Raw genomic sequence first — 26446 nt, 5'->3', positions numbered from 1 at the left:
AGCAATATACAACGATATGAGACCGCATCTGAGTTTGAATATGGCAACCCCTAATCAGGTGCACAATAGAAAAGGCCAGCTACTGGAGCTGGCCTAAAAACTGTCAACCTATCTTAGGACGGGACAGGCAACAACCTCTCACAAAACTTGCACTATTGGCCAGATTAGGTAGAAAAATACCAATGTTGCTAACAAGGCCAATAGTATTAAAGCCAACCACACAGATTTAAATGTTAATTGGCTCGCATGTGCAGAAGATAGCTCAACGCGAGAAATTTTCTTATAACCACTGAGCATAGCGCCCACTAATCTGTCACCTTTAATGGCATGCACTATAACGGCCAAAACATGAACACCACTCAGCAACAGGATAAAATTAAAATTCAACTTATGCAGCCAAGTTAAAAAAGCGCTGCTATCAGAACTCACATAGCTGTATAGCGGACCCTCAGTGAAAATGTCATCCGTTGCAAATAACCCTGTCACTAATTGCAAACTGATGACAGCAATCAATACCACAACCATATAGCCACCCATAGGGTTATGCCCGATCACCCTAGAGACGCCTTTCGTTCTCGCCTCCTTAAGATATTCCATCACAATTTTAGGATGGTGCACAAAATGACTAAATTTAGCGGTATCGCTGCCTATCAGCCCCCACAAAAGACGAAATCCAATCAAGATCAATAAACTGTAGGCAAAAATTTGATGCCATTGCATTTCACCTGCATCGGCACTCCACCAGAGTAAGGCCATCAGCAGCACCATAGCCCAATGAAAAATGCGTATAGGTAAATCCCATACTTTAATTTTGACGTGCTCTGTTTTCATAAAACTGGCCCACCCGAGTGAACTAATGAAATTAAGTGGAGGTATTTTATCGGGATTTAGTCAGAAACTTAAAGTAAAGATAGGTAAATAAGGGAAAATACAGCAGAGTTATCCCATCAAATATGGCCTGATTCCGCAGGCATTACAAGGCTTTTGGGCTGAGAATTCTCGATATTTGTCTAAGCGATCAAATATCCAGCGAACAGATTCTAATGGGGGCAAAAATGTGATTTAGATCTCGTTTTTGATAACTAAGATTGGTAACCTGAAATCCAAGGAAACAACAGAAGGTTCGACATATGCTAAAGATTACGAGCAAGCAACTAGAAGTCACTGCCCCAATCCGTGAACGCATTGAAAGCCGTTTTGAAAAACTTTCTAGGCACGATGTGCAGTTGATCAATCCCCATGTAATCATCACAGAGGAGAAACCTGGTTTCAAAATTGAAGCATCGGTTGGCATCCCAAATGGAGAACTTTTTGCTCAAGCTAAACACGAAAATCTTTATACGGCTATTACTGCCATGGGTCAGAAATTAGAGAAGCAACTCAATCGATTAACCCATAAACCCGAAGCACAGCGTTTTGCTTCATTAGAACACACCGACGTTGACGATGTAGATGCAATTGACGAATATGAGGAGGAAGATGCCGCTTAATTTACCAAGTGTTAATGTAAGTGCGAGACACATCACTTCGAGAGGCATTAAGTAGAAAGCGTTTAAATTGTTTACAGTTTCCTGCAAAGGCTCAATGAATCATCAAAATGATTAGCAAGAAACTACACGGCATATTAAATATCTACTACACTTTACAAAGTGACAGCAAGAATCGAAGTGATGTGAATTAAGCTAAAATGATAAACATTTAAAAATTAACTATTAATCTAACCAACGTAAGGAGCGTAAAACAATCAATACCTATAACACTTAGCATTTTAGTGTTCACTATAGTTAACTAGGTTTAACTTTCACCATTAAGCTTTACTGATTCTTAGTTTTTATCGGCTCCACCTTTATTCAACTGATGTCATTGGATAGGAGAACACGAGGAACTTATTGAAAACAGCTAAACTAGCTTTCACAGCGTTGAATTATTTGATAAAAACGTTATCTAACAACATCTTTATCTCAAATGGAGCAACCGTCATTTATTAGCAACACGCATTAACTCTATTAATTATCGACTATATAAATATAAGTAGAAGCACAATCACTATAGAGGAGCAAAAAAGAGCTAGTGTTGAATTTTGCAGTTTCTACAGACATACAGAATTTTTAATAACCATAGAGGAGGACCGTTAGTTCAGAAGATATACATAAGTATGTTACGTTGAAATATTAGTAAGTGCATGTTTATTTATAGGTTAAAGTCAACTGTTAGTGAAAATGTAATAGCGTAATAAGATAGATAGTCACATTGTTACAGCAATACCATGTGAATTAAGCGAGTGATAAGGCTAAGCTGCTTAACAGCAATATGTACCAAGTACAAATGATGAGCCGTAAACTGCTTATTGATAAACGTAAGTCAGATAGAAGTAAGTGTTAGTGTTAGAAGTAAGTGTTAGTGTTAGTGTTAGTGTTAGTGTTAGTGTTAGAAGTAAGTGTTAGTGTTAGAAGTAAGTGTTAGTGTTAGAAGTAAGTGTTAATGTTAGAAGCAAGTGTTAGTGTTAGAAGCAAGTGTTAGACGTAAGTGTTAATGTTAGAAGCAAGTGTTAGTGTTAGAAGCAAGTGTTAGTGTTAGAAGTAAGTGTTGGTTTTAATGTAAGTCGTTATGTAAAGTGATAGGTAACCCAAAGATAAATAGGGTTTAGTTAATTTGATGTTCACTGACATAAGGAGGATAAACTCGCTTGACCAGATATGCTATCTCAGACCAGCGCACCTTCGGGTGCGCTATTTTTTTATTACCGTGGAAGTGAGGTTGTTCATAATTCTGTGTCAGGTTAATTTCACAGTTCGATATGCTTTTCTAAGTGCCCCTCAAAACAGAACAAGGCTAGCATTAACCAAAATGTCCTTTTAGTGTAAACTTGCCTTTCGTCAATTATCTGAAAGCAAGGCATTGAAATCATGACCCAAGCGCTGTTTTATCTGATGCCGCCAATGGAACCTGGAACGGCAACAAATCATACAGATAGCAAGCTGACGATAAGTGCAACTACAGCTTTAATAGAGATGTATCAACTCGCTTGCCACGTCGCACAGCAGGCTTTTATTAAGCAACCGTCTGTTTATATTCACTGCCAAAATAAAGAAGTCGCTTTTGAAATTGACGAACTCTTATGGCAGTTTGAACCATCAGCATTTGTACCACACAACTTGAAAGGTGAAGGTCCTGTAACAGGTTCTCCCGTTGAAATCGGTTTTGATCGCCTTGGCGCCAATAAAAGTCGCCAACTTCTGATTAATCTTGCAGACCAAGTGCCTCCATTTGCGGTAAACTTTGGCCAAATCATCGATTTTGTTGCCAATGACCAACAGCATAGAGCTGCCGCCCGCGAACGCTATCGGCAGTATCGCGACTTAGGTGTCGAGTTAACGACCCAAAATTTGGCAACACATCCATTTAATTAGTTTGAGACAGACACGTTCCCATGGAAAAAACATACGATCCGCAGTCCATCGAGCAAACGCTTTACCAAAACTGGGAAGAGCAAGGTTACTTCAAGCCACACGGCGATGAATCCCAAGGCAATTATTGCATCATGATCCCGCCACCTAACGTGACGGGCAGCTTGCACATGGGCCACGCCTTCCAAGACACCATCATGGATACCTTGACCCGTTACCAACGGATGAAAGGCAAAAATACCCTATGGCAAGTCGGTACTGACCACGCGGGTATCGCCACCCAAATGTTGGTCGAACGTAAACTTGAAGCCGAAGAAGGTAAAAGCCGCCATGATCTAGGTCGCGATGCCTTTATGGATAAAGTGTGGGAATGGAAAGCACAATCGGGCGGCACTATCACTAAGCAGCTACGTCGTATGGGTGCTTCTGTTGATTGGGACCGCGAGCGTTTCACTATGGACGAAGGCTTATCCAAAGCCGTGCAAGAAGTATTTGTGCGTCTGTACGAAGACGATTTGATTTATCGCGGTAAACGTTTGGTCAACTGGGATCCAAAGCTACACACAGCTATCTCTGATTTAGAAGTGGAAAGCAAAGAAAAACAGGGCCATATGTGGCACCTGCGTTATCCACTGGCTGACGGTGAATTGACCGCCGATGGAAAAGACTATCTAGAAGTCGCTACCACCCGCCCTGAAACCATGCTTGGTGACAGCGCTGTTGCAGTGCATCCCGATGATGAACGCTATCAAGCGCTGATCGGTAAGTTTATTCTGTTGCCGATTGTTAATCGCCGCATTCCTATCGTGGCTGACGATTACGTCGACATGGCCTTTGGTACTGGTTGCGTGAAGATCACCCCTGCCCACGACTTTAACGACTATGAAGTCGGTAAACGTCACAATTTGCCCATGTTCAACGTACTGACCTTAGATGCCGCCATTCGCGTAAGCGCCGAAGTGGTGAACTCTGACGGTACCTTTAATAACACCCTTGATGGCAGCCTGCCAGAACGCTTTGCTGGACTTGATCGTTTTAAAGCTCGCGATGCTATCGTCGCCGAATTTGAAACCTTAGGGCTGCTCGAAAAAATCGCGCCACACGCCTTGAAAGTCCCATATGGTGATCGCTCCGGTGTGGTGATCGAGCCAATGCTGACCGACCAATGGTATGTGGCTGTTGCGCCAATGGCGAAAACGGCTATCGAAGCCGTCGAAAACGGCAGCATCAAATTTGTGCCACAGCAATACGAGAACATGTACTTCTCATGGATGCGTGACATTCAAGACTGGTGTATTTCGCGTCAATTATGGTGGGGTCACCGCATCCCAGCATGGTACGACGAAAACAGCAAAGTTTATGTAGGCCGCAATGAAGCCGAAATTCGTGCGAAGCACAATATCAGCGATTCAATGACATTACGCCAAGACGAAGACGTACTGGATACTTGGTTCAGCTCTGCCCTGTGGACCTTCTCGACCTTAGGTTGGCCGGACAATTTAGAAGATTTAAAAACCTTCCACCCAACCGACGTGTTGGTGACAGGTTTTGACATCATCTTCTTCTGGGTTGCCCGTATGATCATGATGACCATGCACTTCATCAAAGATGAAGACGGCAAACCACTGGTCCCGTTCAAAACCGTATATGTGACTGGCCTTATCCGCGATGAAGCGGGTAACAAGATGTCAAAATCTAAGGGTAACGTACTCGATCCATTAGATATGATCGATGGTATTGATTTAGAAACGCTAGTTGAAAAACGTACCGGTAATATGATGCAGCCACAACTGGCCGCTAAAATTGAAAAGAGCACTCGCAAAGAGTTCGAAAATGGCATCGAAGCCCACGGCACTGATGCACTGCGCTTTACGCTTGCGGCGATGGCCTCAACGGGTCGTGACATCAACTGGGACATGAAACGCTTAGACGGTTACCGTAGCTTCTGTAACAAGTTGTGGAACGCTTCACGCTATGTGCTAATGAACACAGAAGATCAAGATTGCGGTCCGGGCTCACCAGAGTACAAGGGCGTCGAGCTAGAACTGTCGTTGGCCGATCGCTGGATTATTGGTTTGTTCAATCAAACCGTTAAGACATTTGACGATCACATGGCGGCCTACCGTTTCGACTTAGCGGCCAATACCCTGTATGAGTTCACTTGGAACCAGTTCTGTGATTGGTACTTAGAACTCACCAAGCCAGTATTACAAAACGGCAGCGAAGCGCAAATGCGTGGCACCCGCCACACCTTAGTGACTGTGCTCGAAGCGATGCAGCGTCTGATGCACCCTATGATGCCGTATATCACTGAAACCATTTGGCAGCGTGTTAAACCGTTAGCCGGTGTCGCAGGTGATACCATTATGCTGGCGCCATTCCCAACATTTGATGCAGCTAAAGTCGATAGCGCAGCAATGGCCGATTTAGAATGGGTTAAGCAAGTGATTGTCGCCGTGCGTAATATTCGCGCCGAACTGAACATTGCGCCTTCTAAGCCACTAAATGCCCTACTTCGTGGTGTTAGCGCGCAGGATAAAGCCCGTGTAGAAGCAAACCAAACCTTCTTCACCACACTTGCTCGCTTAGAAAGCATGACGATTCTAGGTGAAGGTGAAACTGCCCCTATGTCGACCACAGGCTTGATTGGCGAGATGGAGCTGCTGATCCCTATGGCAGGCTTAATCGATGTTGCCGCCGAAATGGCCCGTATCGACAAACAGCTTGAAAAGCTCGGCCAAGAGATCGCGCGCATCGAAAGCAAATTGTCGAACCAAGGCTTCGTGGCAAAAGCCCCAGCTGAAGTTATCGACAAAGAGCGTGCTAAGATGGCCGATATCAAGCGTGATATAGACAAGCTGAATGAACAAAAATCAGAGTTCGCTAAGTTAGAAGCTTAAGCTTCTCACTTGTTATGATTGACTTGTTCTAATTGACAATTCAGTTGAATAAAGGGCAGCCACTAGGCTGCCCTTCTCATATATATAACGCTGTAATCCATAGGCTATTTTGAGTCTGGCACTTGTTAAACCAAAACCAATTCTAAACACAGCCTCATTAACCTACAGCTCGGCAAAAACCACATAACGATTTATCTTAATCACTCACGTTGTCCATTGTTCCTGACGCCTTAAACAACCCATCAGCGCCGATATGAGTTATCCCCACGCACAGTGCCCAAACAGCAGCTAACGAGCCTCGAAAACACTAAAAGACAACCAATAAAAAAGCCCTGCAATTGCTTGCAGGGCTTATCTATATGGTGCGCATGGAAGGAGTCGAACCTCCGACCGCCTGGTTCGTAGCCAGGTACTCTATCCAGCTGAGCTACATGCGCAAATCATTTTCTGGTTATTACAATCTAACCAACAGACCTGAGTTTAGAAGACACACTCAAGTCTCGCAAATTAATCCTCTATTCCTCGGCAAAAGAATAGAATGGCGGAGAAGGAGGGATTCGAACCCTCGATGGGAGTTAAAGCCCATACTCCCTTAGCAGGGGAGCGCCTTCGGCCACTCGGCCACCTCTCCGCAAAATCTGCACTTGTAAGCAAGCTTACATAATTGGTGCGCGTGGAAGGAGTCGAACCTCCGACCGCCTGGTTCGTAGCCAGGTACTCTATCCAGCTGAGCTACACGCGCATTTTTACTTTTTGCTGATAAACAATTAGCCTATCAACTAATTTGGTGCGCATGGAAGGAGTCGAACCTCCGACCGCCTGGTTCGTAGCCAGGTACTCTATCCAGCTGAGCTACATGCGCATTTTTAACTTTTTATCACAACACAACAGTATTGAGATTGAATTGGTGCGCGTGGAAGGAGTCGAACCTCCGACCGCCTGGTTCGTAGCCAGGTACTCTATCCAGCTGAGCTACACGCGCATTTTTACTGCTTACTAGAAGCAACTAGCTACAAAATTTCAAACTGAAATTCAAACCTGATGAGTTAACAATAACTAATGCAGAGATGGTGCGCATGGAAGGAGTCGAACCTCCGACCGCCTGGTTCGTAGCCAGGTACTCTATCCAGCTGAGCTACATGCGCGACTTGTATCTTTTTTGCTTCAATAAAAAATGGTGCGCATGGAAGGAGTCGAACCTCCGACCGCCTGGTTCGTAGCCAGGTACTCTATCCAGCTGAGCTACATGCGCACTGTTTTCTATCGGTAAGAAATGGCGGAGAAGGAGGGATTCGAACCCTCGATGGGAGTTAAAGCCCATACTCCCTTAGCAGGGGAGCGCCTTCGGCCACTCGGCCACCTCTCCGTTTTCTTGGCGCACATATTACTGTTTGACGAAAATAAGTCAAACCCTTTTTCTGAAACAGATTCCATTTGGACTGTTTTTAATCACATTGCTGTTATATCAAGCCAATGCGTTGATTTGCGCCAATCTTTCACTCAAAAAAATAAAAAAGCCAGTTAAAAAACTGACTCTTCTGCGTCCATAATACTCACGTCGAAACGCAGTATTAAAAGTTACCACCTTCTGATGGCGAACCAGATTTTTCAGATTGAATGCGTTGATAGATTTCTTCACGGTGAACAGAAACCTCTTTCGGTGCATTCACACCAATACGCACTTGATTGCCTTTTACCCCTAGCACTGTAACTGTGACTTCATCACCAATCATCAGTGTTTCGCCAACACGACGAGTCAAAATCAGCATTCGATAGCTCCTTTATTTCCTAATTCAGCTTACACACGGCACTCATCCGGTAGATGGGCTTATTATAAGGTCAGCTTAGTACAAATTAATAGTATTCAATACTCAAACGGTTATTTAATTACACCTTATTTAGCTCGAAAGCGTGATGTAACGCCCGAACCGCCTTGTGTAAGTCCCTTTCATCGATCACGGTTGACAACTTACTCCCCGACGTCGAGAGTAACTTAGCATGGATTGTTTCATTACCCAAGACCTCTAACATCTTAGTCAATAATCCAATTTTTTCCTGTAAACCTTTGCCAACTAAAGATACTTTTGCACGTTGACGCTCAACAATCAATTGGCCTAGATCAAGGCTAGCGCTTAAAGCTTTTAGTTCCTGCAAAAGAATATCCACTTTTGCTTCCGCCAGCATAAAACTCACGCTGTCTGAGGGGCTATCCTCATTTAGCCTCAAAGGCGTTATAAACTCGACATCGATCTCAAGGCGCGATAAACAAGCTAAAAGAGCCTGATAACGTTCACTCGTAGTGAATAATCCATCTATGGTCAAAGTTGCTAAAGCTTTATTAACGGCAATACCCTGAACTAAAGAGGCTATCGCGACTTCAGATTCATCACCAAATTGAATTAATGTTCCTTGTCCAGCCTCAAAACTCGATAGCACCCGTAAAGGCACCCTAAACCGCTCTGCATATTCAACGGAATCAGGATGCAATACCTTAGCGCCAAGCTTAGCCATTTCGAGCATAACATCGAAACCAATCACATCGAGACGACGGGCGCTGCTATCGATATTAGGATCTGTGGTAAACACCCCAGCCACATCGGTGAAAATCTGGCACTCATCGGCTCGCAATGCTGCGGCTAAGGCAACCGCAGTGGTATCCGAACCACCACGCCCTAAGGTCGTTACATCCCCATGGGGATCAATACCTTGAAATCCCGCCACAATGGGCACTATGCCATCGGCGAGCAAGGACTCGAGATAAGCCGTATCGACATGCTCAATACTCGCCCGACCAAACTGACTATTAGTATGGATTTGAACCTGATCTCCCGTGAGCGACTTAGCCTTAATCCCACGGCGCTGAAGAGCTATTGCCATCAAGGCAATACTGATTTGCTCCCCCGTCGAAACAAGCATATCGAGTTCCCGCGCACTGGCACGGGGATCGATTTGCGCCGCTAGCGCAAAAAGGCGATTGGTTTCACCTGCCATGGCCGATAAAACCAGCACCTGCTGCTCACCACTGTGGGCGGACTTTGCAATCTGTTCGGCAACCACTTCGATACGTTCGATAGAACCCACCGAAGTGCCGCCAAACTTTTTCACAAAAAGCTTGCTACCACTAAGCTTTCGTTTTTCGAGCACAGCGACCTCTTAAGCTAAACGCTCAGTAATCCAAGGTAATACTTGAGACAGTGCCGCATCCAGATTTTCTGGTTGACTACCGCCCGCTTGCGCCATATCAGGGCGACCACCGCCCTTACCACCTACTTGCGCAGCAACCATAGCAACCAGCTCACCCGCCTTCACTTTGCCGACTAAGTCGTTACTCACGCCGGCGATCAGGTTAACTTTCCCATCCTGCGCCGTACCAAGTACGATAATGGCCGATTTCAATTTCTGCTTTAACTCATCTTGCAGGCCGCGAAGTGCACTGGCTTCAACGCCGTCAAGCTTCTTAATCAGCACGTTAACGCCATTAACAACAACTGCATCACCCGCTAAATCCGCACTCGCTGCCGCCGCTAACTTATCTTTTAACTGCGACATTTCTTTCTCGAGCTGCTTCATTTTATCGAGCTGTGCCTTCAGCTTAGCCACAACTGAATGGGTATCGCCCTTGAGCAATGCCGCGGCTTCTTCAAGCTCAGCCTGTTGCTGTGCCACATAGGCCATAGCTTCAGCACCGGTTACCGCTTCAATACGACGAACACCCGCAGCAATACCACCTTCGGAGGTGATCTTAAATAGACCAATGTCACCGGTACGGCCAACGTGGGTACCGCCACACAATTCGATAGAGAAATCCCCCATGGTAACCACGCGCACTTCTGCATCGTATTTTTCACCAAAGAGTGCCATAGCGCCCTTCGCTTTAGCTTCATCAATTGCCATCTCAGCGGTTTTCAGCTCGTGGTTACGGCGAATTTGGGTATTGACTAATTCTTCGACTTGCTTTAATTCCGCAGGTTTGACTGCTTCGAAATGAGAAAAGTCAAAACGTAAACGCTCAGGATCAACCAAAGAACCTTTTTGCGAGACGTGAGTGCCGAGCACTTGACGTAGTGCGGCATGCAATAAATGCGTCACAGAGTGGTTTAACTGAGTGCGGTGGCGCAGTTTCTTATCCACTTTTGCCTCAAGCACTTGACCAACACTTAAGCTGCCAGCCGTTAATGTGCCTTTATGGCCTGAGGCTTGGCCAAACTTTTGCGTATCGTTAACAACGAACTCAATGCCCTGGGCCACTAATACGCCCTTATCACCTACCTGGCCGCCCGATTCAGCATAAAAAGGCGTTACATCGAGCACCACTACGGCATCATCACCCGCATTGATCGCTGAAACAGACTCGCCGTTCAGGTATAGCGCGGTGACTTTAGCATTACCAGTAAGTTCTGAGTAACCACAGAATGCGGTTTCAGCATCGATCTTAAGTGCTGCGTTGTAATCGGCGCCGAAGTTACCCGCCGCTTGGGCGCGGCTACGTTGCTCGGCCATCGCGGCTTCGAAGCCTGCCTCATCGACAATAATATTGCGCTCACGGCATACGTCAGCGGTTAAATCCACTGGGAAGCCGTAGGTATCGTATAACTTAAAGACGGTTTCACCGTCTAAGGTATCGCCCTGTAATTCATTTAACGCAGTGTCTAGAATACCTAAACCGCGTTCTAAAGTACGGGCAAACTGTTCTTCTTCCGCTTTAAGCGCTTTTTCAACGATAACTTGTGTTTCCGCTAAGCCTTTGGCCGCATCGCCCATCACATCAATCAGCGTCGGCACTAACTTGTAGAAGAAGGCTTCGTTAGCACCTAACTTGTTACCATGACGTACAGCACGGCGAATAATACGGCGCAGTACATAACCACGACCTTCGTTCGATGGCATCACACCATCGGCAACCAAGAAGGCGCATGAACGGATATGGTCGGCAATCACGCGCAGTGACTTATTAGATAAATCGGTTACACCAATAATTTCGGCGGCTTTTACGATAAGAGCACGGAAGATATCGATTTCATAGTTTGAGTGAACGCCCTGCATAATTGCGGCAATACGTTCGATGCCCATACCTGTATCGACGGACGGTTTCGGCAGCGGCAACATTTCGCCAGAGGCTTGGCGATTGTACTGCATGAAAACGATGTTCCAGATCTCGATAAAGCGATCGCCATCTTCTTCTGGGCTACCGGGACGTCCGCCCCAAATATGATCGCCATGGTCGTAGAAAATTTCGGTACAAGGGCCACAAGGGCCTGTATCACCCATTTGCCAGAAGTTATCTGAAGCGTATGGAGCACCCTTATTATCGCCGATACGAATGATATTTTCGGCGGCGACACCAATCTTTTTATTCCAGATTTCAAAGGCTTCATCGTCTGTTTGATAAACGGTTACGCACAGACGTTCCTTCGGCAGCTTTAAGGTTTCGGTTAGAAATGACCAACCAAAACGGATCGCTTCTTCTTTGAAGTAGTCACCGAAACTGAAGTTACCCAGCATTTCGAAAAAGGTGTGATGACGGGCGGTATAACCGACGTTATCTAAATCGTTATGTTTACCACCGGCGCGCACGCAACGTTGAGCAGTGGTCGCACGTGTATAGCTACGCTTGTCCATGCCAAGAAATACGTCCTTAAACTGGTTCATACCGGCGTTGGTAAATAACAGTGTTGGATCGTTGCCGGGTACAAGAGAACTACTGTCCACAACTTGGTGACCATGGCTGCGGAAAAATTCGAGGAAAGCACTTCTAAGCTCTGCTGTCGTTTGATACATGAAATCGTCCTGAATTGGGTAAGCATGACCAGCTACACCAAAGGTAGCCGCATTTCTAATTTGCCCAGCATTATAAGCAGACTGAGGAAGGACGACCAGCCTTGATTGCGGATATACCCATCAGGAATTTAATATTTTAAGCAAGATCCCCAACGGTGGATGGGTTATCACAAATTGAAGCCTAAAATAAGGCTCCCACGCCGATGAAACAAAGCGAGCATTCGTCTAGTTGCTGTTATGACGTTGAGTGAAGTTAGCGGCTAATATTTAGGGCTATCGAGGTTCAAAACAAGATGGGATAACATCAGTTATCGAAGTCGTCACTGGGATCGTAATCGAGTGCATAGGTGACTTGTTCATAACTGAAACCTTGCCCGAGTAAAAAGCGTACCCGCTTAGCCTTTTCCTTAGTTAACAGTTCCAATGCTTTAGAGCCTTTGACTTCTGTGACCTTAGGATTGCCGTACTTTTTGATCGCTTTATCTTTGGCTAATTCAAACCAATCACAACCGCTGTTTACAATGGCGGTTTCAATGCATTCTTTGGATAAGCCTTTGAGTGCAACAGCTTGGCGTATACGAATAGCACCGTGCCCACGACTAATATGGCTACGAACAAGCAATTCAGCATAATGGCTGTCGTTGATAAATCCCGCAGACTCACAATCATTTAGCGCGGTTTCAACCTCGGCTAATTCGAAGCCTTTTTCGAGCAGTTTAGTGCAAACTTCTTGGCGGGAGTAATCGCGGCGCGCGAGTAGCGCGACCGCGACTTGACGGGCTGACTGGCTCAGAAAACTTCGCCTGTCTCTAAGTCAATATTCCCCTCAGTGTTGTCATCATCGGATGCAGATGATGCCAGTGCGCTAGGGTTACTCAACAATAGCTCACGCAATGTCTTATCGATTTCAGCGGCTACTGCTGGATTTTCAGTTAAATATTTACCCGCGTTGGCACGGCCTTGACCAATTTTATCGCCCTTGTAACTGTACCAAGCACCGGCTTTTTCAATCAGTTTATGGGCTACGCCTAAGTCAACTAACTCACCAGTACGGTTGATACCTTGACCATACAGGATTTGGAATTCTGCTTGTTTAAAGGGAGCTGCGACTTTGTTTTTCACCACTTTAACGCGGGTTTCGTTACCGATCACTTCATCGCCGTCTTTAATCGCACCTGTGCGACGAATATCTAAGCGGACAGAAGCATAGAACTTCAGCGCGTTACCACCGGTAGTGGTTTCAGGGTTACCGAACATCACACCAATCTTCATCCGGATTTGGTTGATGAAGATAAGTAAGGTGTTAGATTGCTTTAAGTTACCCGCAAGTTTACGCATGGCTTGGCTCATCATACGCGCCGCTAAGCCCATGTGAGAGTCACCAATTTCGCCTTCGATTTCAGCTTTGGGCGTTAACGCCGCCACAGAGTCAACGATGATCACATCCACCGCACCTGAACGAGTTAGCGCATCACAAATTTCTAGGGCTTGCTCGCCAGTATCAGGCTGAGAACAAAGCAGATTATCAATATCTACCCCTAATTTTTTAGCGTAGATAGGATCTAAAGCATGCTCGGCGTCAATAAAGGCACAGGTTTTACCTTCACGTTGTGCTGCGGCAATGACTTCCAGTGTTAAAGTCGTTTTACCTGAAGATTCAGGGCCGTAGATCTCAACGATACGTCCCATAGGTAAACCACCAGCCCCCAAGGCGACGTCCAGAGATAGCGAACCGGTAGAGATGGTTTCAACATCCATGGAGCGATCTTCGCCCAGCTTCATGATGGAGCCTTTACCAAATTGCTTTTCAATTTGGCTCAATACCGCAGCAAGTGCTTTCTCTTTGTTTGGATCGACCTTCATTCCTGTTCCCTCATCTAGACAGCATCTAGGCTGTCAAAAGTGATATTCAATTTAATAACGCGGGCAATTCAAAAAGCGAGGCTTTCTGTCTTAATCTGCTGACTAGTATACTGTACAATCATACAGTATCAAGACCTGTGGCTGAATTATTTTTCGGTCAACGGATTTGCCTAAATTAACCCGCTTTTAGATGACTCTAAGTCAGATAAGTCACTATATAAACGAATATCCACAGTTTAGGGCTCAATTCTCAGCAAATTATTGCTAAGATTGGCGCAACTTTTTTGCGCACGAGTGACCAAAATCCCTGATGGGTTAGCCACTACCCGCGCAATTGATATCGCCTTTAGGGCAGTCACAACGGACGATAACGATTTAATGAATGTAATTGATACCGATGATTTAGAAAAACATACTCCTATGATGCGTCAATATTTGACCATGAAAGCAGAGCATCACGATATGTTACTGTTTTATCGTATGGGTGACTTCTATGAACTCTTCTACGACGATGCCAAACGCGCTTCCGAATTATTGAGCATCTCGCTGACCGCACGCGGCAAGAGTGGCGGCGATCCTATTCCTATGGCAGGTATTCCCTACCATGCAGTTGAAGGCTATTTAGCTAAGTTAGTTCAAATTGGTCAATCGGTTGCCATTTGTGAGCAAATTGGCGATCCCGCGACCTCTAAAGGTCCGGTTGAGCGTAAAGTAGTGCGCATAGTGACTCCAGGCACCTTAACCGATGAAGCCCTCTTACAGGAGCGCCAAGACAATCTGTTAGCTGCGGTTTATCAAGGGAAAGTTGGCTTTGGCTATGCTACCCTCGATGTCTCTTCCGGTCGATTTGTGATTGCAGAGCTTGAGACTCGAGAATCCTTAGAGGCCGAATTACAACGGACCAATCCCGTTGAAATTCTCTACAGTGAAGATTTTGGCGCACTAGAATTATTACAACATTTCAAAGGCAAACGTCGCCGCCCCGAGTGGGAATTTGATTACGATACCAGCATTAAGCTGCTGCTGGCACAATTTGGTACTAAAGACCTACATGGTTTTGGTATTAGCGATGCGCGCTTATCTCTGCAAGCGGCGGGCTGCTTGATGCAGTATGTTAAAGATACCCAGCGCACCGCACTGCCCCATATTAATGCCATAACCCGTTTCAATCAGACCGATACCATAGTGCTCGATGCGGCTACTCGCCGTAATTTAGAGTTGACTCAAAATCTCAGCGGCGGACGGGATAACACCCTCGCAGCCGTGCTCGATAATACAGCCACAGCCATGGGCAGCCGTATGTTGCAACGCTGGATCCATCAACCACTAAGGGATCATGCGCAAATTTTTGCTCGCCAGACGGCTGTCAATGAATTGCTTGAAACCGCTGTACATGAGTCATTGCATGAGCAGCTTAAAGCGCTCGGAGATATCGAGCGCATCATGGCAAGACTTGCTCTACGTACCGCTCGGCCTAGGGACTTTGCCCGATTGCGTCAAGCATTGAGTTTATTGCCTGATTTACAAAAAAGTTTAAGTACACTGAGCGCACCGCACACCATTCAGTTGCGTCAACATTTAGGTGAATTCCCCGCAGAGCAAGCCTTGCTTGAGCACGCCATTGTCGATAATCCTCCCATGCTGATCCGCGACGGCGGCGTTATCCGTGAAGGCTACAATGCTGAATTAGATGAGTGGCGTGGATTGAGCGAAGGTGCCAGCGATTATCTGGTCCAACTCGAAGCGCGGGAAAAAGAACGTACAGGCATAGCGACACTGAAGGTCGGCTACAACCGAGTACATGGCTATTACATTGAGGTCAGCCGCTTACAATCAAGCCAAGTACCGCTAAATTATCAGCGCCGTCAAACCCTTAAGAATATGGAGCGCTATATCACGCCCGAACTTAAGGAATATGAAGAGAAAGTCCTCTCCAGCCAAGGTAAAGCCCTAGCCCTCGAAAAACAGCTATGGGAACAACTATTCGATCTTATTCTGCCTAAATTACATGAATTACAAGCCTTTGCTAGAGCCGCTGCCGAACTCGATGTATTGAGTAATTTTGCCGAACGTGCCGAAACCTTAGGTTATACCTGCCCAGAACTGAGCACGGAAATTGGGGTAAAAATTGATGCGGGTCGCCACCCTGTGGTTGAACGTGTTAGTCAAACGCCGTTTATCGCTAACCCGGTCACCTTGCATAATCAAAGGCGCATGTTGATTGTGACTGGCCCCAACATGGGGGGTAAATCGACCTATATGCGCCAAGTCGCCTTGATAACCCTAATGGCTCACATCGGTTGTTTTGTACCGGCAGAGCGGGCTGTCATAGGGCCTATTGATCGAATATTTACCCGTATTGGTGCATCGGACGATCTGGCTTCTGGTCGCTCAACCTTTATGGTCGAAATGACAGAAACCGCCAACATCCTCCATAATGCAACCGCTCAAAGTCTAGTGTTAATGGATGAAATCGGCCGTGGAACATCGACCTACGATGGTTTATCACTAGCTTGGTCAGCTGCGGAATATCTTGCCCAGCAAGTCGGCGCTATGACGTTGTTTGCCACCCACTATTTCGAGCTAACTCAGCTACCTGAGCTAATATCTGGCGTCTATAACGTCCATTTAGATGCGATAGAACATGAGGACACCATCGCCTTTATGCATGCAGTGCAGGAGGGTGCAGCCAGCAAGAGTTATGGTTTACAGGTTGCGGCACTCGCGGGCGTGCCAGCAAAAGTCATTAAGGCGGCGAAACACAAATTGCAGCAATTAGAAAGTCGCGATCATCAACTTGAGAGCACAAAAACGCCCATTCAAACCCTACTCGCTCTACCTGAGCCGGCTGAGAATCCCGCTCTCACTAAACTGCAGGCACTCAATCCCGATAATTTAACGCCGAAGCAAGCACTTGATTTACTGTATGAGCTAAAACGTTTAAGTTAAACGATTGAATTTTAGATAACAAAACGCCCACTTCTGTGGGCGTTTATATATAAACTACTCTCGGTAAGGCTAAAATTAAGTCTCCCCAAAGACATTAACTTCTAAACAAGGCTTCTACTGATAACCCCTGTGATCCAAGCAGATCACGTAGACGTTTTAGTGCTTCAACCTGAATTTGACGTACACGCTCACGGGTTAAACCTATCTCAGCCCCCACATCTTCTAAAGTGGATGGCTCATAACCCAATAAGCCAAATCGACGGGCTAACACTTCTCTTTGTTTGGTATTGAGTTCGTTTAACCATTTGACGACAGAGTTAGAAATATCTTCATCCTGCACTTTATAGTCAGGGCCTACATTATCATCATCGGCCAGCACATCTAACAGAGCTTTGTCATTATCGCCCCCCAAAGGCGTATCGACAGAGGTGATTTTCTCATTCAACTTCAGCATACGACTCACATCGGCACTGGAAACCTGCAGTTTTTCAGCAATTTCTTCCGCTGTGGGTTCATGGTCAAGCTTTTGTGCTAACTCCCGCGCTGTACGTAAATACACATTCAATTCTTTGACAACATGGATAGGCAGACGAATCGTACGGGTTTGATTCATAATCGCCCGTTCAATTGTTTGTCTAATCCACCACGTCGCATAGGTAGAGAAACGGAAACCTCTTTCGGGGTCGAATTTCTCTACTGCGCGGATCAATCCTAGGTTACCTTCTTCGATTAAATCTAACAGGGCAAGGCCACGATTGTTGTAACGACGGGCAATCTTCACGACGAGCCTTAAATTGCTCTCGATCATGCGGTTACGGGATTTTTCGCAGCCTTTTAAGGCCTTACGGGAAAAATAAACTTCTTCTTCTGCGCTAAGCAGTGGGGAAAACCCTATTTCACCTAAATAGAGTTGAGTGGCATCAAGATTTTTTTGCAGGTCATCTTGAACCTGTTGTTCTAGTCCAAGCTCTTGAACTAAATCGGCGACTGTATCCTCTTTTTCGAGATCAAACTCTGCGGTTTCTACGGAAAAATCTACTAGTTCTTCTGCGGCAGTGCTATTTATACGGCTCATGATCAAATCTCCCAAACCTAATTTAACTGCTTGAATTACTGCAATTCTATTTCCTCCATGCCAACAAGGCCCTAAACAATCATTGCTTAGGTAGATAGTTAAGTGGGTTTACAGATTGACCATGATAACGAATTTCAAATCGCAACATTACCTGGTTAGTGCCTGTGTTACCCATTTTCGCAACTGTCTGTCCCGCAAGGACATGTTGCTTCTCTGTGACTAAGATCTGATCTGCGTGAGCATAAGCACTAAGGTAATCGTCACTATGTTTAATGATGACTAAATTACCATATCCCCTCAGCGCACTACCTGCATATACCACCCGCCCATCTGCAGCAGCTTTGATGATATCTCCACGTCTTCCTGCGATCTTAATGCCTTTATTCCCCTGCTCATTAGCAGAGTAAGTCCCAATCAGTTTACCTCTTACTGGCCATTGCCACTGACTCACACTGCCGGGCAGTGTCGAGGTGGGGGCAACTATTGAAGGGTTAACATTTTGTTGAGCACTTGTTGCAGAATACGCAGGCTTCGCTTTCTGATCAAGTGTTTTTTTCTGAGGATCATTTGATTGATTTTTTGCGCTGGAATTATCACTAGAAGATTGTTTTGTCGAGGAATTAACCTCACTCAGCCCTTTAGCTGTCGGGTTATTTCCACCTAAAGACGTCGATTTTGATCTAGATACTGACGGGATTTCAGTGAGATATAAAATCTGTCCAGGGTAGATAGTGTACGATTTATCTAATTGATTAATTTTGGCTATTTCAGCGAAATCCTTGCCTGCCGCCCATGAAATTGAATAGAGCGTATCGCCTTTTTTAACTTTATATGAATTTGATTTAATGTGGCCTTTATTATGTTTTGAATAACTGTGGGAAAGACTTTCGACGGGTGCGGGACGACTCGCCTGGAAGCTACAGCCTACAAGCATAAACAACAAACCAAGGTTTAAAAGTAAACCCGCATTCAACAATAAAAACTCCTTTCCTAAGTTGTATCACTGTTTGCTATGGGAGAAATAATGTCTCACAACAATTTTGCCTTAGACAAGGGCTGCAAATGTTAAGCGAGTTCACCATTGACTAGAGGGACAAACTTCACCGTTTCCACGATCTCGGAACTGTATCGATCGGCATGACGGGTGATCCGCATTAATTGCTGGGTTTCTTCCCCAACGGGGATCACTAGCACACCACCATCGGCTAACTGGGATAATAAGGCCTCCGGCACAGTTGAGGCCGCAGCCGTCACCATAATACCGTTAAAGGGACTCCGATTTTGCCAACCTTGCCAGCCATCGCCATATTTAAAGGAAACATTATGTAGATCGAGTCGCTTCAATCGCTGCCGAGCTTGGATCTGCAGTCCTTTAATCCGCTCTATGGTATAAAGCTCAGGCACTAATTGCGCCAAAATCGCCGCTTGATATCCAGAGCCAGTTCCCACCTCAAGCACCTTTTGCGGCTGGTTTTGTAGTATGAGCTCTGTCATACGAGCCACGATATAGGGCTGAGAAATGGTTTGACCTTGCCCTATCGGCAAAGCGGTATTTTCATAGGCTTTGTGGGCTAATGCATTATCGAGGAACAATTCCCGCGGCGTTTGAGAAATTACCTTCAACAGGGCTTGATGACGGATCCCCGTATCATGGAGCTTTTTCGCTAAATTCACCGCCGATGTTGAGGCAATTCGAGTCATATTTTATCTACCCAATTTTGCAATGCCGATAATTGTCTATATGCAGTGAGATCTACCGTTAAAGGCGTGATGGAAACATAACCATTAGCGATAGCATGAAAATCCGTGCCCTCGGTCGCATCTTGCTCAAGGCCTGGAGGGCCTAACCAAAAGATTTCCTTTCCTGCGGGATCTTGGGTTCGCACTATCCCTTCGGCTTTATGCCTCGCACCAAGCCGTGTCACTCGGATCCCTTTAATTTCTTCTAGGGGTAAATCTGGCACATTGATATTTAAAATCTGGTCGCTTGCCAAGGGATGAACTAACAATCCTTGTACAATACGGCGAGCATAAACGGCCGCCGAATGATAATGCTTGCCCTCTCGACCATTGAGCGAAATCGCCACCGCAGGGAAGCCTAAAAACCGCCCCTCCATCGCCGCCGCAACAGTGCCCGAATATAAAGTGTCATCCCCCATATTCGCGCCCGCATTAATGCCTGAAACCACCATATCGGGCTCACCATCGCAAAGCTCACGAATGGCTAAGTGCACACAATCGGTGGGAGTGCCATGCACTGAAATATAGCCATTATCTAACCTATTAATTCTTAATGGATTAGTCAAGGTTAAAGAGTTACTTGCCCCAGAACAATTACGGTCAGGTGCGACTGTCATCACATGGGCGATTTCAGCGAGTGCTTCGGTTAGGGCGCGGATCCCAGGTGCATTGACGCCATCATCGTTACTGACAAGAATGCGGATCATGATGCGGTTTCACCACTGCCGTTAGTCGTTTGCACCTCAGGGGAGAGCGTTGCCTGCCATTGCTGCTCTTTTACATCTTGATAATTGACTAACTCTCTGAGTAAGGAAGTCGCAAAACTCCCCGCGGGCAAAATAAACTCCAACACGAGACCATCTGCCGTTTGTTCGTATTTAAGCCCTTGTGGTTCTAAAAGTAATGGCCGGCGCTCCTGCTCCAATCCCGCATGTTCTAAGCCATAACAATCGTCCGTTAATTCCGCCATTGCGGCGGTTTCCATCGCGGCGGCTTCACCTTGAGGTAACATCATGCCGCGGCCCCACAAGGGTGCAGAGAGTTGAATGTCTTTTTCAATCAGACGCTTCAACACCACCAGATCCCATTCAGGCGTGACGAAGAAGCTTTTACTCCCCGCCAACATCACACAATCCCCCGCTAATGGCTTAGTGCCATGGTTTGCTAATCGGTAGGACACAACAGTATTAAACAGATGCGAACGCACGGCAGATAAATACATGCTGCGCTTATTTCTGTCTTTGACCTTCTTGCCGGCCAACATTTGCCGTCCCAAAATTAAGTTTTTACCATCGTGGCCAAAGCGTTGCTCACCAAAATAATTGGGCACGCCAATTTGACTTACTTTTTCGATACGGCCGATAATATCTTCAACTTGGGTGACATTACGTAAGGTCAGGATAAATCTATTACCCAGCAGTGCGCCGATGCGTAATTTTTTGCTATGACGGCTGCTGGAGAGAAGCATCAATCGTTCGCTGTTAAGTTCTGCCCAAGCGGGGGTTTCTTTACCCGGAATGCGTACACCAAACCATTGTTCCGTGATGGCATTTTTATCTTTTTGTCCCGCGTAAGTCACTTCCTTTGGATGTACTTTTGCGAACTTGGCTATCATTTCAGCCACTTGAACCGTATTCAGCCCATCCTTACGGATATGCAGCAGATGATGTTCGCCTTCACCAGTCGGGCTAAAAGGCAAAATCTCTTTCACGATAAAATCGCTGTTATGAGTACGTAAATCTGCGCTGCCAAGTGGCTTGCCGTATAGGTAATGGAGTTCACTCATGGGACTTATTTATCTCGTTAATTAATCTTGTATACGTTTCATCAAGACAACTGCTTCTACCGCTATGCCTTCTTTACGCCCTGTAAAACCTAACTTTTCAGTTGTAGTGGCTTTGACATTAATATCATCAATTTCCGCGGTTAAATCGTCAGCTAATATCTGGCGCATTGCCTCTATATGGGGCGCCATTTTAGGTGCTTGGGCAATGATAGTGACATCTAAATTGCCTAGCTCGAACCCTTTCGAGATCGCTAACCCATAACAATGGCGCAGCAATACACGACTATCGGCGCCTTTATAAGCGGCATCCGTATCGGGGAAATGTTTACCTATATCCCCTAGCGCCAGTGCGCCAAGTATGGCATCGGAAATCGCATGCAAAACCACATCACCATCCGAGTGGGCAACGAGTCCAGTCTCATAGGGTACTTCCACACCACATAAAATTAATGGTCGCGCTTCGCCAAATTTATGAACATCAAAACCATGGCCGATACGGATCTTCATTTATCCACCCTAACAAATTGATTATTTTTTAATTTTATAAACTACTTAGTGGCTCGCATCAAAAAAAGCTCTGCCAAGCCTAAATCATCGGGATGAGTCACTTTTATATTGTCAGCACGGCCAGAAACGAGTCCGGGTGAGATCCCCGCCCATTCCATAGCCGAGGCTTCATCCGTTACCACAGCGCCCGCAGCAAGGGCACCCTGCAGATACAATTTCAGCAGGGATGTGGGAAATAATTGCGGTGTCAACGCATGCCATAAATGATCGCGACAGACGGTTGCGCAGATCTCCCCCCTTGCATCGGCGCGTTTCATGGTATCGCGTACTGGCATAGCCAAAATCGCCCCTTGGGGAAAGCGCGTTCTCGAGGCCAGCAACTTATCGATATCCCCTTCGGTTAAACATGGCCTTGCCGCATCATGTACTAAGGCCCAGCTGTGCTCTGGTGCAATTTGCAATGCCGCCAACACCGAATCGGCGCGTTCACCACCGCCTAACACTGTGACTAACTTCGGATGCTTAGCCTGGGGTAAGGCCACAAAAAAAGTGTCTTCTGGATGCAGGGCGACAATAACTTGGGTGATCTGCTGATGGGATAACAACCTATCTAAGGTGTGGGCCAGTATGCTTTGCCCTAATAATTCTAAATATTGCTTTGGCTTCCCCGCCCCCATCCGGGCGCCGATCCCCGCGGCTGGCACTATCGCCACAACCGAGTGAAGCAGATGGGCGGTGATATCGGCCATTTGGGTTTGGCTTTCTGAATGCTTATCCGCTTCTAATGCGATATCCATACGCATTTGCTCCATCACTGTGAAGGACTCGATACTGCACGGTCACCGCCTACCACGCGATAGAAAGTCTCTCCTTCTTTGACCATGCCAAGCTCGTTACGGGCACGTTCTTCAATCGCTTCGGTGCCACTTTTAAGGTCGATGATCTCTTCCTTAAGCACTTGATTACGCTCGTTGAGTTTAGCGTTGCCTTCCTGCTGCGCCGCAATCTGTTTTTGCAGGACAAAGTATTCGGGCAGGCTGTTATCTCCCGACCACAGCCGGTATTGCAGCAAACCGAGTAGCACTATGAGTGCAATGACAAAAAATTTCATGGAGGAATTAGCGTCAGTATCTTGGATTAAAAAATATATTGCAGATAGTACAACAAAAAAGGCCACCAAGTGGTGGCCTTTTTACATCGGACGTTAAATTACGCCTGACCTTTGATCTCTTTCAAACCACGGTACGGGGCTTTTTCACCTAATTGCTCTTCGATGCGCAGCAATTGGTTGTACTTAGCGACACGGTCAGAACGACACAGTGAACCGGTTTTGATTTGGCCAGCCGCTGTACCTACGGCTAAGTCAGCAATGGTTGAATCTTCAGTTTCACCGCTACGGTGTGAAATCACCGCTGTGTAGCCAGCTTCTTTCGCCATGCGAATGGCAGCTAAAGTCTCAGTCAATGAACCGATTTGGTTGAACTTGATCAGGATTGAGTTAGCGATGCCGTTTTCGATACCACGGGTTAAGATTTTAGTGTTGGTTACGAATAAATCGTCGCCCACTAATTGGATCTTGTCGCCCATGATCTTAGTTTGGTATGCCCAACCATCCCAATCTGACTCGTCCAGACCGTCTTCAATAGATACGATTGGATATTGCTCCGCCAATGATTTTAGGAAATCAGAGAAGCCATTTGAGTCAAACACTTTACCTTCGCCCGCTAAATCGTATTTGCCATCTTTGTAGAACTCAGAGGCGGCGCAATCGAGTGCCAGAGTCACATCAGTACCTAACTTGTAGCCCGCCAGTTCAACGGCTTCTTTAATTACCGCTAGGGCATCGGCGTTTGAGGCTAAGTTAGGCGCAAAACCACCTTCATCACCAACAGAAGTGGTTAAACCTTTGTTGTGTAGCACTTTTTTCAGCGTATGGAAAATTTCGGCACCCATGCGCAGTGCTTCACGGAAAGTTTTCGCGCCAACAGGTTGCACCATGAATTCTTGGATATCCACGTTGTTATCCGCGTGCTCGCCACCGTTTAAGATGTTCATCATAGGCACTGGCATAGCATATTGGCCTGGGGTGCCATTTAATTCGGCGATGTGCGCGTATAAAGGAATCCCTTTAGATGCAGCGGCAGCTTTAGCAGCGGCTAAAGACACAGCCAGAATCGCGTTTGCGCCTAACTTGTCTTTGTTTTCAGTGCCATCTAAGTCGATCATGATTTGATCCACTTGGGCCTGTGCAGTGGCATCTTTGCCTAATAATGCAGCGCGGATAACGCCGTTTACGTTGGCAACAGCCGTTAATACCCCTTTGCCTAAATAACGGCTCTTGTCGCCATCACGTAATTCTAACGCTTCGCGGCTACCGGTTGATGCACCAGAAGGCGCCGCAGCCATACCCACAAAACCGCCTTCTAAATGCACTTCGGCTTCAACTGTTGGGTTACCACGAGAATCCATAATCTCGCGGCCAATCACGTTAATAATCTTAGCCATATTACCCTCGATTTAAGTTTAAAAATAAAAGAAAAAACCAATACCTATGGGAATAAACAGATGTAAAGCACGACTAAAATCTTTAAATTCCGTTTACTATTTCCGTCTATACGCAAGTCGTTTATGCACATGGGTACGAGTTCTCACTCAGGTTTAAGCGGCTTGAGTGTAGCAAAAGGCCGGCCCCACTGTCGCGGGTCCGGCCTCAAATATTCTTACTTCAGATCACGTTTTTGATGTGCACTTGCCGCAGCAATAAAGCCTTCGAACAATGGGTGACCATCCCGTGGCGTTGAGGTGAACTCAGGGTGGAATTGACCCGCAACAAACCATGGGTGATCTTTTAATTCGATCATTTCCACTAGCTTACGATCGGAGGACAAACCACTGAACACCATGCCCGCTTGCTCTAAGCGTTCTCTGTATTTATTGTTCACTTCGTAACGGTGACGATGGCGTTCAATACAAGTGTTGCCTTTATAGGCCTGAGCAGCTTTAGAGCCATCCAGTAGATGACATAACTGGGCGCCTAGACGCATAGTGCCACCTAAGTCAGACGCTTCATGACGCTGCTCTAGGTTACCTTCTTCGTCAACCCATTCGGTGATCAAACCCACCACTGGGAACGGCGTTTCTTTATTGAATTCAGTTGAATGTGCATCAGACATACCTGCGACATTACGGGCAAATTCAATCAGCGCAACTTGCATACCTAAACAAATACCAAAATAAGGTAGTTTGTTTTCACGGGCAAATTTTGCCGCCAGTATCTTACCTTCGACACCACGCTCGCCGAAGCCGCCTGGTACTAAGATACCGTCTAAACCCTGTAGGACTTCATCGCCTTTGGCTTCTACGGTTTGTGAATCAATATACTTGATGGTCACTGATACGCGGTTTTTAAGGCCTGCGTGCTTTAACGCTTCGTTGACTGACTTATAGGCATCTGGCAGTTCAATGTATTTACCCACCATACCAATAACGACTTCGCCGTTTGGATTAGATTCTTGATAAATCACATTTTCCCACTCAGATAAGTCAGCTTCACGGCATTCTAAACCGAAACGCTTAACCACTAAGTCATCCAAACCCTGTGAGCGCAGCAGTGCTGGGATTTTATAAATGCTATCAACATCTTTTAATGAAATAACCGCACGTTCTTCAACGTTACAGAATAGCGAAATCTTAGCGCGCTCGTTTGCTGGTATCGCGCGATCGCCACGGCAAATCAACACATCGGGTGCAATACCAATAGAACGCAGTTCTTTCACTGAGTGTTGAGTTGGCTTAGTTTTTACTTCACCCGCAGCGCCTAAGAAAGGCACTAAGGTTAAATGCATAAACAGAGTACGGTCGCGGCCCAGTTCAACACCGAGCTGACGGATAGACTCTAGGAATGGCAAAGATTCGATATCACCCACAGTACCGCCGATTTCGACGATAGCCACATCATGGCCTTCGCCACCTGCCAACACTTTTTCTTTAATCGCGTTAGTGATATGTGGGATAACCTGAATGGTTGCGCCCAAATAATCGCCACGACGTTCTTTACGTAATACTTCTTCGTAAATACGACCGGTAGTGAAGTTGTTACGACGATTCATCTTAGTACGGATAAAACGCTCGTAGTGACCCAAGTCGAGATCTGTTTCTGCACCGTCCTCAGTCACAAATACTTCGCCATGTTGGGTTGGGCTCATGGTACCCGGATCAACGTTAATGTATGGGTCCAGTTTCATGATGGTTACATTGAGACCGCGGGCCTCTAAAATTGCGGCTAATGATGCAGCTGCAATGCCTTTACCTAGTGATGAAACCACGCCACCAGTAACGAAGATATACCTTGTAGTCATGCTGAACCTGAGAAAATGAGTTTGAAAATACGTGCTTGTAAGAAAGCACTAGGACGGGGCAGTAGTATACCAAAGGCGGCGCG

General features: G+C 46.1%; 20 protein-coding genes and 8 tRNA genes. 4 read left to right on the top strand and 24 right to left on the bottom strand.

Annotated elements, in window-relative coordinates:
• Positions 1 to 138 precede the first annotated feature (138 nt).
• Positions 139 to 831: a cytochrome b/b6 domain-containing protein gene (locus MJO46_RS17860; RefSeq protein WP_253990476.1), complete on the bottom strand. Its 693-nt coding sequence runs from the start codon at positions 829 to 831 to the stop codon at positions 139 to 141.
• A gap of 299 nt (positions 832 to 1130) precedes the next feature.
• On the opposite strand from MJO46_RS17860, the gene raiA reads away from it, so the two are divergent.
• The 3 genes from raiA to MJO46_RS17845 all read left to right on the top strand — a co-directional run bounded on the left by raiA (position 1131) and on the right by MJO46_RS17845 (position 6307).
• Complete coding sequence (raiA, locus tag MJO46_RS17855; protein ID WP_253990475.1) at positions 1131 to 1490, top strand: ribosome-associated translation inhibitor RaiA; 360 nt, start codon at positions 1131 to 1133, stop codon at positions 1488 to 1490.
• 1416 nt (positions 1491 to 2906) lie between these two features.
• On the top strand, positions 2907 to 3410 hold the full coding sequence (locus tag MJO46_RS17850) for a DNA polymerase III subunit chi (protein ID WP_253990474.1): 504 nt from the start codon (positions 2907 to 2909) through the stop codon (positions 3408 to 3410).
• A 20-nt stretch (positions 3411 to 3430) separates the two neighbouring features.
• A complete protein-coding gene (locus MJO46_RS17845) occupies positions 3431 to 6307 on the top strand; it encodes a valine--tRNA ligase (protein WP_253990473.1) in 2877 nt (958 codons plus the stop codon).
• Positions 6308 to 6667: 360 nt separating this feature from the next.
• Here MJO46_RS17845 and MJO46_RS17840 read toward each other — a convergent pair.
• From MJO46_RS17840 to recA, 13 genes are all read right to left on the bottom strand, one after another.
• Positions 6668 to 6744: transfer RNA gene (locus MJO46_RS17840), tRNA-Arg, on the bottom strand.
• A gap of 102 nt (positions 6745 to 6846) precedes the next feature.
• Positions 6847 to 6938: transfer RNA gene (locus MJO46_RS17835), tRNA-Ser, on the bottom strand.
• A gap of 34 nt (positions 6939 to 6972) precedes the next feature.
• A tRNA-Arg gene (locus MJO46_RS17830) sits at positions 6973 to 7049 on the bottom strand.
• A gap of 43 nt (positions 7050 to 7092) precedes the next feature.
• Positions 7093 to 7169, bottom strand: a tRNA-Arg gene (locus MJO46_RS17825).
• A gap of 43 nt (positions 7170 to 7212) precedes the next feature.
• Positions 7213 to 7289, bottom strand: a tRNA-Arg gene (locus tag MJO46_RS17820).
• A gap of 86 nt (positions 7290 to 7375) precedes the next feature.
• Positions 7376 to 7452: transfer RNA gene (locus MJO46_RS17815), tRNA-Arg, on the bottom strand.
• Positions 7453 to 7482: 30 nt separating this feature from the next.
• Positions 7483 to 7559 (bottom strand) — tRNA-Arg (locus tag MJO46_RS17810).
• Between the two features lie 22 nt (positions 7560 to 7581).
• Positions 7582 to 7673, bottom strand: a tRNA-Ser gene (locus MJO46_RS17805).
• 205 nt (positions 7674 to 7878) lie between these two features.
• Positions 7879 to 8076: a carbon storage regulator CsrA gene (csrA, locus tag MJO46_RS17800; RefSeq protein ID WP_007649794.1), complete on the bottom strand. Its 198-nt coding sequence runs from the start codon at positions 8074 to 8076 to the stop codon at positions 7879 to 7881.
• 118 nt (positions 8077 to 8194) lie between these two features.
• On the bottom strand, positions 8195 to 9451 hold the full coding sequence (locus MJO46_RS17795; protein WP_253990472.1) for an aspartate kinase: 1257 nt from the start codon (positions 9449 to 9451) through the stop codon (positions 8195 to 8197).
• A gap of 9 nt (positions 9452 to 9460) precedes the next feature.
• Entirely contained in the window at positions 9461 to 12085 is a 2625-nt protein-coding gene (gene alaS / locus MJO46_RS17790; protein WP_253990471.1) for an alanine--tRNA ligase, read from the bottom strand.
• Positions 12086 to 12389: 304 nt separating this feature from the next.
• Positions 12390 to 12800, bottom strand: a complete 411-nt coding sequence (locus MJO46_RS17785) for a regulatory protein RecX (protein ID WP_253990487.1) — start codon at positions 12798 to 12800, stop codon at positions 12390 to 12392.
• 74 nt (positions 12801 to 12874) lie between these two features.
• Entirely contained in the window at positions 12875 to 13948 is a 1074-nt protein-coding gene (recA, locus tag MJO46_RS17780) for a recombinase RecA (protein WP_198780686.1), read from the bottom strand.
• Between the two features lie 378 nt (positions 13949 to 14326).
• On the opposite strand from recA, the gene mutS reads away from it, so the two are divergent.
• Positions 14327 to 16897 (top strand): DNA mismatch repair protein MutS, encoded by a 2571-nt coding sequence (gene mutS / locus MJO46_RS17775; protein ID WP_253990486.1) that lies wholly within the window; start codon positions 14327 to 14329, stop codon positions 16895 to 16897.
• A gap of 94 nt (positions 16898 to 16991) precedes the next feature.
• Here the strand turns inward: mutS and rpoS are convergent, their stop codons facing one another.
• From rpoS to MJO46_RS17725, 10 genes are all read right to left on the bottom strand, one after another.
• Positions 16992 to 17972 (bottom strand): RNA polymerase sigma factor RpoS, encoded by a 981-nt coding sequence (gene rpoS, locus MJO46_RS17770; RefSeq protein WP_253990470.1) that lies wholly within the window; start codon positions 17970 to 17972, stop codon positions 16992 to 16994.
• A 79-nt stretch (positions 17973 to 18051) separates the two neighbouring features.
• Positions 18052 to 18948: a peptidoglycan DD-metalloendopeptidase family protein gene (locus MJO46_RS17765; RefSeq protein WP_253990469.1), complete on the bottom strand. Its 897-nt coding sequence runs from the start codon at positions 18946 to 18948 to the stop codon at positions 18052 to 18054.
• 89 nt (positions 18949 to 19037) lie between these two features.
• On the bottom strand, positions 19038 to 19673 hold the full coding sequence (locus tag MJO46_RS17760; protein WP_253990468.1) for a protein-L-isoaspartate(D-aspartate) O-methyltransferase: 636 nt from the start codon (positions 19671 to 19673) through the stop codon (positions 19038 to 19040).
• Positions 19670 to 20419: a 5'/3'-nucleotidase SurE gene (surE, locus tag MJO46_RS17755; RefSeq protein ID WP_253990467.1), complete on the bottom strand. Its 750-nt coding sequence runs from the start codon at positions 20417 to 20419 to the stop codon at positions 19670 to 19672. The genes MJO46_RS17760 and surE overlap by 4 nt, the downstream gene beginning before the upstream one ends.
• Complete coding sequence (gene truD / locus MJO46_RS17750) at positions 20416 to 21498, bottom strand: tRNA pseudouridine(13) synthase TruD (RefSeq protein ID WP_253990466.1); 1083 nt, start codon at positions 21496 to 21498, stop codon at positions 20416 to 20418. Before truD ends, surE begins: the two co-directional genes overlap by 4 nt.
• A 21-nt stretch (positions 21499 to 21519) precedes the next feature.
• Entirely contained in the window at positions 21520 to 22005 is a 486-nt protein-coding gene (ispF, locus tag MJO46_RS17745; protein ID WP_253990465.1) for a 2-C-methyl-D-erythritol 2,4-cyclodiphosphate synthase, read from the bottom strand.
• Positions 22006 to 22046: 41 nt separating this feature from the next.
• The gene (ispD, locus tag MJO46_RS17740; protein WP_253990485.1) at positions 22047 to 22754 is read right to left on the bottom strand and encodes a 2-C-methyl-D-erythritol 4-phosphate cytidylyltransferase; all 708 of its coding nucleotides are present in this window, start codon (positions 22752 to 22754) and stop codon (positions 22047 to 22049) included.
• A gap of 62 nt (positions 22755 to 22816) precedes the next feature.
• Entirely contained in the window at positions 22817 to 23116 is a 300-nt protein-coding gene (ftsB, locus tag MJO46_RS17735; protein WP_198780693.1) for a cell division protein FtsB, read from the bottom strand.
• 98 nt (positions 23117 to 23214) lie between these two features.
• The gene (gene eno, locus MJO46_RS17730) at positions 23215 to 24510 is read right to left on the bottom strand and encodes a phosphopyruvate hydratase (protein WP_253990464.1); all 1296 of its coding nucleotides are present in this window, start codon (positions 24508 to 24510) and stop codon (positions 23215 to 23217) included.
• 215 nt (positions 24511 to 24725) lie between these two features.
• Positions 24726 to 26363: a CTP synthase gene (locus tag MJO46_RS17725; protein WP_253990463.1), complete on the bottom strand. Its 1638-nt coding sequence runs from the start codon at positions 26361 to 26363 to the stop codon at positions 24726 to 24728.
• Positions 26364 to 26446: the final 83 nt, after the last annotated feature.

The sequence above is a fragment of the Shewanella sp. KJ2020 genome, from assembly GCF_024197625.1.
Taxonomy (GTDB): Bacteria; Pseudomonadota; Gammaproteobacteria; order Enterobacterales; family Shewanellaceae; genus Shewanella.
Note: the sequence above shows the minus strand (reverse complement) of the source record. Positions and strands in the feature narration are given on the sequence as shown.

What these genes read in the sequence shown, in the direction of transcription:
- ispD (WP_253990485.1), bottom strand. Translation starts at nt 22,754, where the DNA reads ATGGCCGATATCACCGCCCATCTGCTTCACTCGGTTGTGGCGATAGTG.
- MJO46_RS17850 (WP_253990474.1), top strand. Translation starts at nt 2,907, where the DNA reads ATGACCCAAGCGCTGTTTTATCTGATGCCGCCAATGGAACCTGGAACG.
- MJO46_RS17760 (WP_253990468.1), bottom strand. Translation starts at nt 19,673, where the DNA reads ATGACTCGAATTGCCTCAACATCGGCGGTGAATTTAGCGAAAAAGCTC.
- alaS (WP_253990471.1), bottom strand. Translation starts at nt 12,085, where the DNA reads ATGTATCAAACGACAGCAGAGCTTAGAAGTGCTTTCCTCGAATTTTTC.
- raiA (WP_253990475.1), top strand. Translation starts at nt 1,131, where the DNA reads ATGCTAAAGATTACGAGCAAGCAACTAGAAGTCACTGCCCCAATCCGT.
- MJO46_RS17725 (WP_253990463.1), bottom strand. Translation starts at nt 26,363, where the DNA reads ATGACTACAAGGTATATCTTCGTTACTGGTGGCGTGGTTTCATCACTA.
- truD (WP_253990466.1), bottom strand. Translation starts at nt 21,498, where the DNA reads ATGAGTGAACTCCATTACCTATACGGCAAGCCACTTGGCAGCGCAGAT.
- csrA (WP_007649794.1), bottom strand. Translation starts at nt 8,076, where the DNA reads ATGCTGATTTTGACTCGTCGTGTTGGCGAAACACTGATGATTGGTGAT.
- MJO46_RS17860 (WP_253990476.1), bottom strand. Translation starts at nt 831, where the DNA reads ATGAAAACAGAGCACGTCAAAATTAAAGTATGGGATTTACCTATACGC.
- mutS (WP_253990486.1), top strand. Translation starts at nt 14,327, where the DNA reads ATGAATGTAATTGATACCGATGATTTAGAAAAACATACTCCTATGATG.
- eno (WP_253990464.1), bottom strand. Translation starts at nt 24,510, where the DNA reads ATGGCTAAGATTATTAACGTGATTGGCCGCGAGATTATGGATTCTCGT.
- surE (WP_253990467.1), bottom strand. Translation starts at nt 20,419, where the DNA reads ATGATCCGCATTCTTGTCAGTAACGATGATGGCGTCAATGCACCTGGG.
- rpoS (WP_253990470.1), bottom strand. Translation starts at nt 17,972, where the DNA reads ATGAGCCGTATAAATAGCACTGCCGCAGAAGAACTAGTAGATTTTTCC.
- ispF (WP_253990465.1), bottom strand. Translation starts at nt 22,005, where the DNA reads ATGAAGATCCGTATCGGCCATGGTTTTGATGTTCATAAATTTGGCGAA.
- ftsB (WP_198780693.1), bottom strand. Translation starts at nt 23,116, where the DNA reads ATGAAATTTTTTGTCATTGCACTCATAGTGCTACTCGGTTTGCTGCAA.
- recA (WP_198780686.1), bottom strand. Translation starts at nt 13,948, where the DNA reads ATGAAGGTCGATCCAAACAAAGAGAAAGCACTTGCTGCGGTATTGAGC.
- MJO46_RS17845 (WP_253990473.1), top strand. Translation starts at nt 3,431, where the DNA reads ATGGAAAAAACATACGATCCGCAGTCCATCGAGCAAACGCTTTACCAA.